Origin of the sequence: Streptomyces sp. NPDC058052, assembly GCF_042885515.1 — a bacterium.
In the GTDB taxonomy this organism is placed as follows: domain Bacteria; phylum Actinomycetota; class Actinomycetes; order Streptomycetales; family Streptomycetaceae; genus Streptomyces.
The window spans coordinates 16,431-29,709 of record NZ_JBHVRX010000057.1 but is presented as its reverse complement, the minus strand read 5'-3'; the positions used below and the strand labels follow the sequence as shown (position 1 = coordinate 29,709).

The window sequence follows — 13,279 nt, the reverse complement described above, 5'->3', positions numbered from 1 at the left end:
GCGCCGGCCCCCTCCCCGTGTCCGCTCCGGGCACTCAGCCCTTCACGCAGATGACCTGCTTGAGCTTGGCGACGACCTCCACGAGGTCCGTCTGCCGCTCGATGACCTTCTCGATCGGCTTGTACGCGCCCGGGATCTCGTCCACGACACCGGAGTCCTTGCGGCACTCCACGCCCCGCGTCTGCTCCTCCAGGTCCCGCGTCGAGAAGCGCCGCTTCGCCGCGCTCCGGCTCATCTTCCGGCCGGCGCCGTGCGAGGCCGAGTTGAACGACGCCTCGTTCCCGAGACCCTTCACGATGTACGAGCCGGTGCCCATCGAGCCCGGGATGATGCCGAACTCGCCGGAGCCGGCCCGGATCGCGCCCTTGCGGGTGACGAGCAGGTCCATGCCCTCGTACCGCTCCTCCGCCACGTAGTTGTGGTGGCAGGAGATCACCGGATCGAAGGTCACCTTCGCCTTCCGGAACTCCCTGCGGACGACCTCCTGGAAGAGCGCCATCATGATCGCGCGGTTGTGCTTCGCGTACTCCTGCGCCCAGAAGAGGTCGTGCCGGTAGGCCGCCATCTGCGGGGTCTCCGACACGAAGACCGCCAGGTCCCGGTCGACGAGCCCCTGGTTGTGCGGCAGCTTCTGCGCCACGCCGATGTGGTGCTCGGCGAGCTCCTTGCCGATGTTCCGGGAGCCCGAGTGCAGCATCAGCCACACCGCGCCGGTCGTGTCGACGCACAGCTCGACGAAGTGATTGCCCGCTCCGAGCGTCCCCATCTGCAGCGCCGCCCGGTCCCGCCGGAACTTCACCGCGTCCGCCACCCCGTCGAAACGCGACCAGAAGTCGTCCCAGCCGGACGTCGGGAACTGGTACAGGCGCTTCGGGTCGACCTCCTCGCGGTGCATGCCGCGGCCGACCGGGATGGCCTGCTCGATCTTCGAGCGGAGGCGGGAGAGGTCACCCGGAAGGTCGTCCGCCGTCAGGGAGGTCTTCACGGCCGACATGCCGCAGCCGATGTCCACGCCGACCGCCGCCGGACAGACCGCGTCCTTCATGGCGATGACCGAGCCGACCGTCGCGCCCTTGCCGTAATGCACGTCCGGCATGACCGCGAGGCCCTTGATCCACGGCAGCGTCGCCACGTTCCGCAGCTGCTGCATCGCGCCGCCCTCCACCGTGGAAGGATCGGCCCACATCCGGATGGGCACCTGCGCACCCGGTACCTCTACGTACGACATACTCCCTCGATTCCCCCGAAAAGCCTGATAACGCAAAAACCGGAGCCAAAGCCCGTACAGGTGACGGCGGACCGGCATCAACGGCTGCGTGTGCGATAGACATTGTGTCCATCCGCCTTCAGGGGGCGGCAAAGGGTTTTCGGGAATGACTTCGGGAGAAGGGAGCCTGGGACGGTGCAGCGAAAGAGGTTCTCACCCGGTCGCGCTCCCGGCACTCTCCTCGGTCTCGGCGCCGGGCTCGCCGTCACGCTCGGCGCCCTGACCGGCTGCTCCGCCGCCGAGACCGCCGAGGACGTCACCCTCGACGCCAAGGCGGGCGCCGCCGCCGCGCCCGTCGCGCCGCCCGGCCGCTACCGCACGCTCTTCGAGCCGTGCGGCGCGGTCCCCCAGGCCACGCTGCGCGAGCTGCTGCCCGGCACCGCCGCGCTGGCCGACGCCGATCGCGCCAAGGCCCTGCGCGGCACGGCCGCCGTCACGTACGACACCGACCGGCGCGTCGGCTGCACCTGGACCGCGGACATCGAGGGCGGCTCGCACCGTCTGGTCCTGGACGTGGAACGGGTGGTCTCGTACGACCAGACGGTCAGCGACGCGGCCCGGGCGCAGGAGGTCTACACCCGCAAGCAGCTCGCCGCCGGGATCGTCGTACCGGAGACGCCCGCCCCCACGCCCACCTCCGCCGGTCCCTCCACGCCCACGACGCCCCCCGCGGGCGCGACGGCGACCACGCCGGCCGCGCCGACGTCCCCGGCCGGCACCCCCACCGCCCCGCCCGCCGACGCCCCGGCCGGCGCCACGCCCCCCGCCGCGGGCACGCCCTCCGCGCCGGCGACGACCGGTCTGGAGCCGCGGACGCTGAGCGGGCTCGGCGACATCGCGTTCGTCGACGACACCCTCGGGAAGACCGGCGGAAACGGTCACCAGCGGGTCGTGAGCGTGGTGTTCCGCACATCGAACGTGATCGTGACCGTCGAGTACCGGCAGCGGACGACCGGGCCGGCGGCGGCCCCGGACAGCAAGGAACTGCAGGACAGGGCGCAGAACCTGGCCCGGCTGCTGGCCGACCGGCTGGAGGAGTAGCCGGCCGCCCGGTCCCCCGCGCGACCCCCCGGGCGGCGGGGGACCACGTAACGTGTCGGCGTACCCAGGGCCGCCAGGGGCCGCCGACCGGCGCCGGCCGTACGACAAGCGACTGAAGGAACCATGCAGCGATCAGCTCCGCGACTCACCCGCATTCTCGCCGCCGCAGCCGTCCCGGTGATGCTCGTCGTCGCCGGCTGCTCCTCGGACTCGGGAAGCGGCGGCGGAAACGGTTCCGGTGACACCGGCGCGGCGCAGGGCAAGGCGTCCGCCACCGCCTCGGCGACGCCCTCGCCGACGCCGACGGTCGAGCCGGCGAAGTTCGCGAAGCTGCCGCGGGCGTGCAAGGCGGTCACGGCGAAGACGACGGCCGCGCTGGTGCCGAAGGCCAAGAGCGCGAAGGGGACGGAGGCCGCCTCCACCGACCTGTCGCACCGCGGCGGCTGCTCCTGGAACGGTCTCCAGGACAAGGGCGTCAAGGGCTCGCAGTACCGCTGGCTGGACGTGTCGTTCTACCGGTACGACTCCGAGGTGTCGCTGGGCAGCGGCCAGGCCCGGGCGCAGGAGAACTTCGCCAAGGAGCTCGGCAAGGTCCAGGCCACCACGGGCGCCAAGAAGATGAGCACCGCGACGACGACGGGCATCGGCGACGAGGCCAAGACGGTGACGTACACCGTCAGGAAGACCGGCGAGGACTTCCTGTACGCGTCGGTCGTGGCGCGTACGGGCAACGTGCTGGTGCTGCTGTCGTACAACGGCGCCGGGTACGCGGGCGCGCCCGCGCCGGACGCGAAGAAGATCGTCGAGGGCGCGACAAAGGCGGCGAAGGAAGCCGTCGCCGCGGTGGCCGCGGCCGACAAGTAGGCGCCGCCACCACCGAGTCGTCGCCCGCGGCGAACAGGTGGTCCTACCCGCCGGCCCTGTCGGCCAACCCCGGTCGGCCGCACGGGTAGTGACACAAATCAACACAGACAGGCGTGTACGAGCGGAGCCCGTCCCTCCCCAGGGGGTCGGGCTTCGCTCACGTGTGCCACTCTGGGGCCCGCGAGACGTCGAATCACGGGAGGGGATCGCGGGTGGCCGCGATGGAGCTGACACGCACACACCGCATACTCATCGGGCTCGTCATCGGCGGCGCGGTGATCATCGCGGGGATCGGTTTCGCGGGTTCGTACGCGGCCGTGCGCGAGCTGGCGGTGCAGAAGGGGTTCGGTACGTTCTCGTACTTCTTCCCGATCGGCATCGACGCGGGCATCTGTGTGCTGCTCGCACTGGACCTGCTGCTGACCTGGCTGCGGATCCCGTTCCCGCTGCTGCGGCAGACGGCCTGGATCCTGACGGCGGCGACGATCGCGTTCAACGGCGCGGCCGCCTGGCCGGACCCGCTGGGCGTGGGCATGCACGCGGTCATCCCGGTGCTGTTCGTGGTCGCCGTCGAGGCGGCGCGGCACGCGGTGGGCCGGATCGCGGACATCACCGCGGACAAGCACATGGAGGGGGTGCGGCTGACCCGCTGGCTGCTGTCACCGGTGCCGACGTTCCGGCTGTGGCGGCGGATGAAGCTGTGGGAGCTGCGCTCGTACGACCAGGTGATCAAGCTGGAGCAGGAGCGGCTGATCTACCAGGCCAGGCTCCAGGCCCGGTTCGGGCGCGGCTGGCGCCGCAAGGCGCCGGTGGAGGCGCTGATGCCGCTGCGCCTCGCCCGGTACGGCGTTCCGCTCGCCGAGACGGCCCCGGCGGGTCTGGCGGCGGCCGGCGTGGAGCCGGTCCTCATCCCGCCGCACCCGGCCGCGGCCCAGATCCCGGCCCAGACCCCGCAGCCGCTGACCGTGGTCCAGGCCCCGGCGCAGGTCCTCCAGGAGCTCCCGACGGCCCAGCCCGCTCCGGGACAGCGGCCGCAGCAGGGCCCCGCCCCGACGCCCCAGCAGGGCCAGGCCCAGCAGGCGCAGGAGCCCCAGGAACCCGCGCACCCGAACCACGAGAGCCCGTGGTTCGACACCCCGCAGGTCACCCCGGAGGGGTACGGGGGCTCGTACACCGCGCAGGCGGCGGAGCAGGCCGGGGAGCAGGTCCTGGAGCAGGGGGCGGAGAACGCTCCCGAGGGTGTCCCCGGGGACGTCCCGCCGCCGGAGCCCGAGCCGTCGGATCCGGGGCTCCAGGAGCCCGGGTCGGCGCGTCCGGAGCTGTACGGGGTGCTGCAGCAGCCCGACCCGCTCCAGCCGCCCGACCCGCAGATGGAGGAGTTCCGGGAGATCGCCTACAAGGTGACGTACGGCTTCGTGCAGGAGAACGAGCGCTTCCCGACCCCGTTCGAGCTGGATCAGATGGTGGCGGAGGCGTACGGCTTCCAGCAGCTCCCGGCGCCCCAGTCCGACCTGCTCCAGCTGGTCACCCCGGAGGTGCAGGAGCGCGTCCGCGAGGAGATGCAGGAGTTCGACCCCTCCTGACGCGCCCGCGTCGCGCGCACACGCACGAAGGGCCGCCCCCGTGACCGGGGGCGGCCCTTCGTGCGTCAGGTCACGCGCCGAGCAGCTTGCGCACCCGGTCCGCGCCGACGGCGAGGAGCAGGGTGGGCAGGCGGGGGCCCGTCTCGCGGCTCACGAGGAGCTTGTAGAGGAGGGCGAAGAAGGAGCGCTGGGCGACCTTCAGCTCCGGGGTGGGCTTCGCCTCGGGGGTGAGGCCGGCCATGACCTTCGGGACGCCGTAGACCAGGGTGGTCAGGCCGTCGAGGGACCAGTGGCTGTCCAGGCCCTCCAGGAGGAGGCGCAGGGACTCGCGGCCCTCGTCGTCCAGCGAGCCGAGGAGCTCGGTGTCGGGCTCCTCGCGGACGATGGTGCGCTGGTCGGCCGGGACCTGGGTGGTGATCCAGTTCTCGGCGCGGTCGAGGCGCGGCCGGACCTCGTCGAGCGAGGTGACCGGGGACTCCGGGTCGAGGTCGGTGAGGATCCGGAGGGTCTGCTCGTCGTGGCCGGCGGTGATGTCGGCGACCGAGGCGAGGGTGCGGTACGGGAGCGGGCGCGGGGTGCGCGGCAGCTCGCCGGCCGCGGTGCGGGCGGCACGCGCGTGGGCGGCGGCGTCGGCGGGCAGCACGGTGCCGTCGGCGACCTTGGCCTCCAGCTTGTCCCACTCGTCGTAGAGCCGCTGGATCTCCTGGTCGAAGGCGATCTTGAAGGACTGGTTGGGCTTGCGGCGGGCGTAGAGCCAGCGGAGCAGCTGCGGCTCCATGATCTCCAGCGCGTCGGCCGCGGTGGGGACGCCGCCCTTCGAGGACGACATCTTGGCCATGCCGCTGATGCCGACGAAGGCGTACATGGGGCCGATGGGCTGGACGCCGTCGAAGAGGGTGACGATCTGGCCGCCGACCTGGAAGGACGAGCCCGGCGAGGAGTGGTCGACGCCGGAGGGCTCGAAGATGACGCCCTCGTAGGCCCAGCGCATGGGCCAGTCGACCTTCCACACCAGCTTGCCGCGGTTGAACTCGCTGAGCTTGACGGTCTCGGCGAAGCCGCAGGTGGTGCAGGTGTAGCTCAGCTCGGTGGTGTCGTCGTCGTAGCCGGTGACGGTGGTGAAGTCCTTGCCGCACTGCCCGCAGTAGGGCTTGTACGGGAAGTAGCCGGCGCCGCCGCCGGAGCCGTCGTCCTCGCCGGCCGCGCCGGAGCCCTCGGCGGCCTCCAGCTCGGCCTCGTCGACCGGCTTCTGGGACTGCTTCTTGGGCGCCTTCTTCGTCCGGTACTGGTCGAGGATGGCGTCGATGTCGCCGCGGCGGCGCATGGCGTGCAGGATCTGCTCGCGGTAGACGCCGGAGGTGTACTGCTCCGTCTGGCTGATCGGGTCGTACTCGACGCCCAGCTCGGCCAGCGCCTCGACCATGGCGGCCTTGAAGTGCTCGGCCCAGTTGGCGTGGGGCGAGCCGGCGGGGGCGGGGACCGCGGTCAGGGGCTTGCCGATGTGGTCGGCCCAGGACTCGTCGATGCCCTCGATGCCGTTGGGCACCTTGCGGTAGCGGTCGTAGTCGTCCCACGAGATGAGGTGGCGGACGGTGTACCCGCGGCGGCGGATCTCGTCGGCGACCAGGTGCGGGGTCATGACCTCGCGCAGGTTGCCGAGGTGGATCGGGCCGGAGGGGGAGAGGCCGGAGGCGACGACGACCGGTTTGCCAGGCGCACGTCGCTCCGACTCGGTGATGACCTCGTCCGCGAAACGGGAGACCCAGTCGGTCTCGGTGCTGCTCTGAGCCACGGTCGGTACGTCCTTCTTTCCAGATCCTTGCGGGAAGTCCCTCGGAGCCTTCAAGGCCCTACGTCTGCCATTGTCCCAGACGGAACCGGGCGCTCAGAGGTTGTCCACAGGCGGGATTCTCCTCGGGCGGGACATGTCCACAGCCGGGGGACGGTCGGGGAAAACACGTTGCCCACCCATGGGACACTTGACAAGCGAAATAGACCACCGGGACACCCGGACACGACACAACAGGAACGGAAGCTCATGGCCTCGGTCCCTTCCCTCGCTTCGACCGTGCAGCAGCGCCTCGCGGAAGGTCTCTCGGCAGCCCTGCCGGAGGCCGGCTCCGCCGACCCGCTGCTGCGACGAAGCGACCGGGCCGACTTCCAGGCCAACGGCATCCTGGCGCTGGCGAAGCGGCTCAAGGGCAATCCGCGTGAGCTGGCGACGAAGGTCGTCGACGCGATCCCGGCGAACGACGTGCTGAAGGAGATCGAGGTCTCGGGCCCCGGCTTCCTCAACATCACGGTGTCGGACGCGGCCATCGTGGAGACGCTGGCGGCCCGCGCCGCCGACGCGCGCCTGGGCGTGCCGCTGAACGGGTCGGCGGGCACGACGGTCATCGACTACGCGCAGCCGAACGTGGCGAAGGAGATGCACGTCGGCCACCTCCGTTCGGCGGTGATCGGCGCGGCGATGGTGGAGATCCTGGAGTTCACGGGCGAGACCGTGGTCCGCAGGCACCACATCGGCGACTGGGGCACCCAGTTCGGCATGCTCATCCAGTACCTGATCGAGCACCCGCACGAGCTGGACCACAAGGCCGAGGGCGTGGAGATCTCCGGCGAGGAGGCCATGTCCAACCTGAACCGGCTGTACAAGGCGTCCCGCGCGCTCTTCGACACCGACGAGGAGTTCAAGACCCGGGCACGTGCCCGGGTGGTGGACCTCCAGGCCGGTGACGAGGAGACGCTCGCCCTGTGGCAGCGGTTCGTGGACGAGTCGAAGATCTACTTCTACTCGGTCTTCGAGAAGCTCGACATGGACATCCGGGACCCCGACATCGTCGGCGAGTCCGGCTACAACGAGATGCTGCAGGAGACCTGCCGGCTCCTTGAGGAGTCGGGTGTCGCGGTCCGCTCGGAGGGCGCGCTGTGCGTGTTCTTCGACGACGTCAAGGGCCCGGACGGCAACCCGGTCCCGCTGATCGTCCAGAAGTCCGACGGCGGCTTCGGCTACGCGGCGACGGACCTGTCCGCCATCCGCGACCGGGTGCGGAACCTGAAGGCGTCGACGCTGCTGTACGTGGTGGACGCCCGCCAGTCGCTGCACTTCAAGATGGTCTTCGAGACGGCCCGCCGGGCCGGCTGGCTGAACGACGAGGTGAAGGCCGTCCAGCTGGCCTTCGGCACGGTCCTCGGCAAGGACGGCAAGCCGTTCAAGACGCGTGAGGGCGAGACGGTCCGGCTGGTGGACCTGCTGGACGAGGCGATCGACCGGGCTTCGGCCGTGGTCCGCGAGAAGGCCCAGGACCTCACCGAGGACGAGATCGCCGAGCGGGGCGCCCAGGTGGGCATCGGCGCGGTGAAGTACGCGGACCTGTCGACCTCGGCGGCCCGTGACTACAAGTTCGACCTGGACCAGATGGTGTCGCTCAACGGCGACACGTCGGTGTACCTCCAGTACGCGTACGCCCGTATCCAGTCGATCCTGCGGAAGGCCGGGGACGCGAAGCCGGCCGCCCACGCGGAGCTGGAGCTGGCGCCGTCCGAGCGGGCCCTCGGCCTGCACGTGGACGGCTTCGGCGAGGCGATCGCGGAGACCGCCGCGGAGTACGCGCCGCACAAGCTGGCCGCGTACCTGTACCAGCTGGCCTCGCTGTACACGACGTTCTACTCGGAGTGCCCCGTCCTCAAGGCGGACACCCCGGCGCAGGTGGAGAACCGCCTCTTCCTCTGCGACGTGACCGCCCGCACGCTCCACCAGGGCATGGCGCTGCTCGGCATCAAGGCCCCCGAGCGCCTCTGACGCCGCCGGGGCGGGCGGGTCACTCCTGAGCGACCCACTCGCCCTTGTCGGCCCAGTAGCCGTAGACCGTACGGCCCTCGATCGCGCTGGTGCGGAACGGCCTGCCGCCGTCGTCGATCCGTACGGTCCCCTTCCGGTCGCCGGTGCTCCAGTCCAGCTCCAGGTACCAGGCGACGGCGTACTCCTCGGTGTGGACGTCGAGGTTGAGGACCTGCGCGTTTCCGGTGGCGACCTGGTAGGGGAAGTCCTTCGCGGGCACGATCCGGTCCCCGTCCTGTCCGGCGACGGGCTTCACGTACGGCCGGGGCGCGTCGAGATCGACGCCGAAGGTCTGCGGGGTGATCCCGCTGCCGCAGCCGTCGCCCATGGAGTACGCGCCGTGCGCGGGCGGCCGCTCGCGTTCGACGACCCGGACGTGGAGCCGCGACAGCACGACCGGTTCCTGGGTGCGTCCGGTGACGGTGACCTGGAGCTGCATGTGCCCGCCGTCGATCCCGCCGAGCGCGCGGCCCCACGCGCGGGTGTCCTGCGGCGGGGGCGGCGGCGGCACGTGCTCCGGCTTCTGGTCGAGGACGTAGAGCTGGCCGCAGGGCTCGGCCCAGTTGTACGAGCTGATGCCGGCGTTCAGCGGGGCGGGCGCGGTGGGCGCGGCGGAGCCCGCGCGCGGTTCCTTCTCCCCGTCCCGCGACACGAGGTAGGCCCCCGGCACGGCGAGCGCGACGACGGCCACGGCCGCGAGGGCGCTCCTGAACCGCGCCCGGGAGGGCGGCACGGCACCGGCCGCGGCCACCTCCGTCACCACGACGACGGGCTCGACGGTCGCGTCGGCCCCGGCGGGCCCAGCCGCCCCGGCAGACCCGGCAGACCCGGACGTCCCGGCGGGCTCGGCAGCTTCAGCGGGAGCGGACCCAGCAGCCTCAGCAGGCCCGGCAGCCTCAGCGGGCCCAGCGGGCTCGGCAGGGCCGGGATCCACGGCTCCGGCGGCGTCGGCGGGGACCTCCTCGCCCCCGCCCCGCTCCCCCGGCTCACCGCTCCGCCCCCGGGTCTCGTCGGCGACGATCCAGGCGCGGTGGAGCGCGACGAGCTCCTCCCGTGAGGCCCCGCACAGCCGCCCGAGCCGTTCCACGGGGGCGAAGTCGGTCGGGACGGCGTCGCCGTTGCAGTACCGGTGGAGGGTGGAGGTGCTGACGTGGAGGCGTTTGGCGAGGGCGCCGTAGCTCAGCCCCGACCGCTCCTTGAGTTCCTTCAGCAGCCCGGCGAACCGGTCCCCGGTGTCCATCCGTCGCTCCCCCGTCACCGTCGGCGTCCCAGGAACGCGTTCCGGGCACGTTGTGTCTCCCCAGGTCACCGGGGGTGGAAGCGTTCCAGCGTTTCTCATTGTCCCGCGCCGATCGACACGGCGTCACACCGGCTCGCAGCATGGAGCCATGCCGAACAGCCGCGTCACCGACGCCCTGGCACTGACGGTGCTGATCATCTGCACCGCGATCGTGATCACCCTGCTCGACAGCCACTGACCGACCGTCGCCGGACCACCCACGGGGGAACCACCATGCGCATCTCCGCCCGCCGCCTCGCCCTGCCCGCCGCCGCACTGGCCGCGGCGCTCACCCTCACGGCCTGCCAGTCGTCCGACCCGGACACGGCCGCCCCCACCGCCGAGAAGCCGCCGCTGGCCACCAGCGCCCCGGCGCCGGCCCCGACGTCCGCCGGCCCGACGCCGACCGCCCCGCGGGAGTCCGCGCCCACCACCGCCCCGCCCGCGGCCACCACTCCCGCGTCCGCCACCCCCGCCCCCGCCCGCACCACGGCGGCCCGGCCGACGGCCGGGACACCCACCGCCCGGCCCACCGACGACGGCCCCGTGCGCCGCACCTGCGCCGCCGGGGACGTGAAGGTCGTCGCCAGCAAGGTCAGCCGCCCGATCAACCACCTGGCCCTGACCGTCACGAACATCGGCGGCCGCCCCTGCGACGCCGTGGGCGCGCCCCTCGTCGGCTTCGACGACAGCCAGGCGCCGATCAGGATCGTGGAGGAGAGCAAGCCGCAGGCCGTGGTGACGCTGATGCCCCGCGAGTCGGCCTACGCGTCCCTGATCCTGACGGGAGAACCGGGCGGGGACACGCACGGCACGACCGTCCGCACGATCAAGGTGAACCTGACCACGGACAGCATGGTGACGGTGGCGGCGCCGGAGGGCACGTACGTGGACGACGGCGCCGCCGTCTCGTACTGGCAGCGGGAGCTGGAGGACGCCCTCCAGTACTGAGCCCGGACCTCCGCCTCCACCGGCCGGCCCGGACCTCCGCCACTACCGGTTGATCGGGTACGACGTCCGCCCCGACGCCTCGTCGATCTCCGCGTGCGCCTTCTGCAGGAGCTGCGAGGCCAGGTCCATCAGGGCGCGCGCCCCGGCGATCTCCTCGCCGACCCGCAGCTGTTCCGGATCGGAGGGGTGGCGGTGGGCGGTGCCGTGGGCCCGGAACTCGGAGCCGTCCGAGAGCCGCACCATGGCCGCCGCCCGCGTCCGGTCGCCCTCCTCCTTGAACTCCATGTCGACATGCCATCCGACGAGCGTGTTCATCATGAGGACCACCTCCGGGAGGTACCTGTCGGGTACCTCTCCAGGGTGCGCCGTGGCGTGCGCCCCCACCACTCGCCCGGGCCGTTGTCGGTGGGGCCCCGTACGTTCCCGTCATGGCGATGATCCCGAACCGGCTGCCCCAGCTCGTGTCCGACCCGACCGGCCGTTCCCTCGGCCTGGACCTGCCGCCCGGCACGCTGGCCGGCCCGGCGGACGACCCGTACCTCTGGTCGGGCCTCGATCCGGCCGGCCCCGCCACCTGGGCGGCGCTGCGCCCGGCGGCCCGCACGGCGGGGCTGCTGCCGGTCCTGCTGGAGGGGCACTGCGCCCCGGAGGGGTGGCGGCTCATGCCGGAGATGATGAGCGACCCCGCCGACCACGACGCCGACGAGGTCCTCTCCGGGTTCTGGGCCGACCGCGCGGCCTCGGAGATACCGGAGGAGGAGCGGGACCCCGCCGTGACCGCCGCCGTGGAGGCGCTGTTCGGCGAGCAGCCCGGGTACGAGGAGATCGTGGCCCCGTTCGCCGCGGGCTGGCCCGGCCTGGCCCCGGCGCAGCCCCCGCGCACCGACCCGGACCGAGCGGCGGCCGGGATCGCCGAGGCGCTCACGGAGCCGGGCACCTGGCTGACGGCGGCCCATCCGGCGCTTGTCCGGGCGCGGCGCAGCGCCGACATACCGGCGGCCATCGGCTGGACAGGACCGCTGAACCACGAGAACGACGTGGCCCGCCTGTCCGCGGTGCTGCGCTCCTGGGAGGACCGCTTCGGCGCCCGGGTCGTCGCCCTCACCCCCAGCCGGCTGCTGGTCTCGGTGGCGGCGCCGCCCCGCACGGCGGAGGAGGCCGAGGCCCTGGCGGCGGAACACTTCGCCTTCTGCCCCGACAACATCACCCAGGGGTCCTCCAGCACCCTGCGCGACTACGCGCGCACGATGCTGCTGGACGTCCCGGTGTGGACCTTCTGGTGGGACTAGGCCGTGCCTTCCGGATCCTGCCGGGCTCGCAGCGTGATCCGGAAGAAACGCCCTGGCCGTGTCAGCGCCGCCCGGCGGACAGCTTCTGCGCGACCTCGGTGGCCCAGTAGGTGAGGATCATCTGCGCGCCCGCCCGGCGGATGCCGGTGAGGGTCTCCATGATCGCCTTGTCGCGGTCGATCCAGCCCTTCTCGGCGGCGGCCTCGACCATCGCGTACTCACCGCTGATCTGGTACGCGGCGACCGGCACGTCCACGGACCCGGCGACCTTCGCGAGCACGTCCAGGTAGGGCCCGGCCGGCTTCACCATCACCATGTCCGCGCCCTCCTCCAGGTCCAGCGCCAGCTCGCGCATCGACTCGCGGAGGTTGGCGGGGTCCTGCTGGTAGGTCTTCCGGTCGCCCTGGAGGGACGAGCCGACGGCCTCGCGGAAGGGGCCGTAGAAGGCGGAGGAGTACTTCGCGGTGTACGCGAGGATCGACACGTCCTCCTTGCCGATGGTGTCCAGCGCGTCCCGGACGACACCGACCTGGCCGTCCATCATCCCGGAGGGCCCGACGACGTGGACGCCGGCGTCGGCCTGGACCTGCGCCATCTCGGCGTACCGCTCCAGGGTCGCGTCGTTGTCGACCCGGCCGTCCTCGTCGAGGACGCCGCAGTGGCCGTGGTCGGTGTACTCGTCGAGGCAGAGGTCCGACATGATCACGAGCTCGTCGCCGACCTCGGCCCGCACGTCCCGGATGGCGACCTGGAGGATCCCGTCCGGATCGGTCCCGGCCGTACCGAGCCCGTCCTTCTTGCCGTCCTCCGGCACGCCGAACAGCATGATCCCGGAGACTCCCGCCTCCAGGGCCTCCACCGCGGCCTTCCGCAGGGTGTCCCGCGTGTGCTGGACGACCCCGGGCATCGCGCCGATCGGCACGGGCGCGGCGGCGCCCTCGCGCACGAACGCGGGCAGGATCAGGTCGGCCGGGTCCAGACGGGTCTCGGCCACCATCCGCCGCATGGCGGGCGTCGTCCGCAGCCGCCGTGGCCGCGCCCCCGGAAAGCTTCCATACGAGTTCATCCCCCGAGGCTACGCCCGCCCCCACCCCCCACTTACCGACACCCTGTTGCCGCCCCACCACGACGAAACGGCGCGGGCCCCCCGTGAAGGAGGACCCG

Annotated in this window: 11 protein-coding genes; 6 read left to right on the top strand and 5 right to left on the bottom strand. The window is 72.2% G+C overall.

The genetic code is table 11. From position 1 onward, the window contains the following. Positions 1-34: 34 nt before the first annotated feature. A complete protein-coding gene (locus ACFVU3_RS38970) occupies positions 35-1,228 on the bottom strand; it encodes an RtcB family protein (protein ID WP_390073537.1) in 1,194 nt (397 codons plus the stop codon). A 174-nt stretch (positions 1,229-1,402) separates the two neighbouring features. On the opposite strand from ACFVU3_RS38970, the gene ACFVU3_RS38965 reads away from it, so the two are divergent. The 3 genes from ACFVU3_RS38965 (at position 1,403) to ACFVU3_RS38955 (ending at position 4,755) form a co-directional block, all read left to right on the top strand. After that, the gene (locus tag ACFVU3_RS38965) at positions 1,403-2,308 is read left to right on the top strand and encodes a DUF3558 domain-containing protein (RefSeq protein WP_390073536.1); all 906 of its coding nucleotides are present in this window, start codon (positions 1,403-1,405) and stop codon (positions 2,306-2,308) included. Between the two features lie 123 nt (positions 2,309-2,431). Beyond that, positions 2,432-3,172, top strand: coding sequence for a DUF3558 domain-containing protein (locus ACFVU3_RS38960; RefSeq protein WP_390073535.1), 741 nt, complete (start codon positions 2,432-2,434; stop codon positions 3,170-3,172). 221 nt (positions 3,173-3,393) lie between these two features. Further along, entirely contained in the window at positions 3,394-4,755 is a 1,362-nt protein-coding gene (locus tag ACFVU3_RS38955; RefSeq protein WP_390073534.1) for a DUF2637 domain-containing protein, read from the top strand. A gap of 70 nt (positions 4,756-4,825) precedes the next feature. Here ACFVU3_RS38955 and lysS read toward each other — a convergent pair whose 3' ends face one another. After that, positions 4,826-6,547 (bottom strand): lysine--tRNA ligase, encoded by a 1,722-nt coding sequence (gene lysS / locus ACFVU3_RS38950; RefSeq protein WP_390073533.1) that lies wholly within the window; start codon positions 6,545-6,547, stop codon positions 4,826-4,828. Between the two features lie 246 nt (positions 6,548-6,793). Between lysS and argS the strand changes: the two genes are divergently transcribed. Beyond that, positions 6,794-8,557, top strand: coding sequence for an arginine--tRNA ligase (gene argS / locus ACFVU3_RS38945; RefSeq protein WP_390073532.1), 1,764 nt, complete (start codon positions 6,794-6,796; stop codon positions 8,555-8,557). A gap of 19 nt (positions 8,558-8,576) precedes the next feature. On the opposite strand, the gene ACFVU3_RS38940 is transcribed toward argS, so the two are convergent. Continuing rightward, complete coding sequence (locus tag ACFVU3_RS38940) at positions 8,577-9,836, bottom strand: helix-turn-helix domain-containing protein (protein WP_390073531.1); 1,260 nt, start codon at positions 9,834-9,836, stop codon at positions 8,577-8,579. A 273-nt stretch (positions 9,837-10,109) separates the two neighbouring features. Between ACFVU3_RS38940 and ACFVU3_RS38935 the strand changes: the two genes are divergently transcribed. Beyond that, positions 10,110-10,826, top strand: coding sequence for a DUF4232 domain-containing protein (locus tag ACFVU3_RS38935; protein WP_390073530.1), 717 nt, complete (start codon positions 10,110-10,112; stop codon positions 10,824-10,826). 42 nt (positions 10,827-10,868) lie between these two features. On the opposite strand, the gene ACFVU3_RS38930 is transcribed toward ACFVU3_RS38935, so the two are convergent. Further along, on the bottom strand, positions 10,869-11,141 hold the full coding sequence (locus tag ACFVU3_RS38930; RefSeq protein WP_376601965.1) for a DUF1876 domain-containing protein: 273 nt from the start codon (positions 11,139-11,141) through the stop codon (positions 10,869-10,871). Positions 11,142-11,254: 113 nt separating this feature from the next. On the opposite strand from ACFVU3_RS38930, the gene ACFVU3_RS38925 reads away from it, so the two are divergent. Further along, positions 11,255-12,115 (top strand): DUF4253 domain-containing protein, encoded by an 861-nt coding sequence (locus ACFVU3_RS38925; RefSeq protein ID WP_390073529.1) that lies wholly within the window; start codon positions 11,255-11,257, stop codon positions 12,113-12,115. Between the two features lie 61 nt (positions 12,116-12,176). On the opposite strand, the gene hemB is transcribed toward ACFVU3_RS38925, so the two are convergent. Continuing rightward, a complete protein-coding gene (hemB, locus tag ACFVU3_RS38920; RefSeq protein WP_390073528.1) occupies positions 12,177-13,181 on the bottom strand; it encodes a porphobilinogen synthase in 1,005 nt (334 codons plus the stop codon). Positions 13,182-13,279 lie beyond the last annotated feature (98 nt).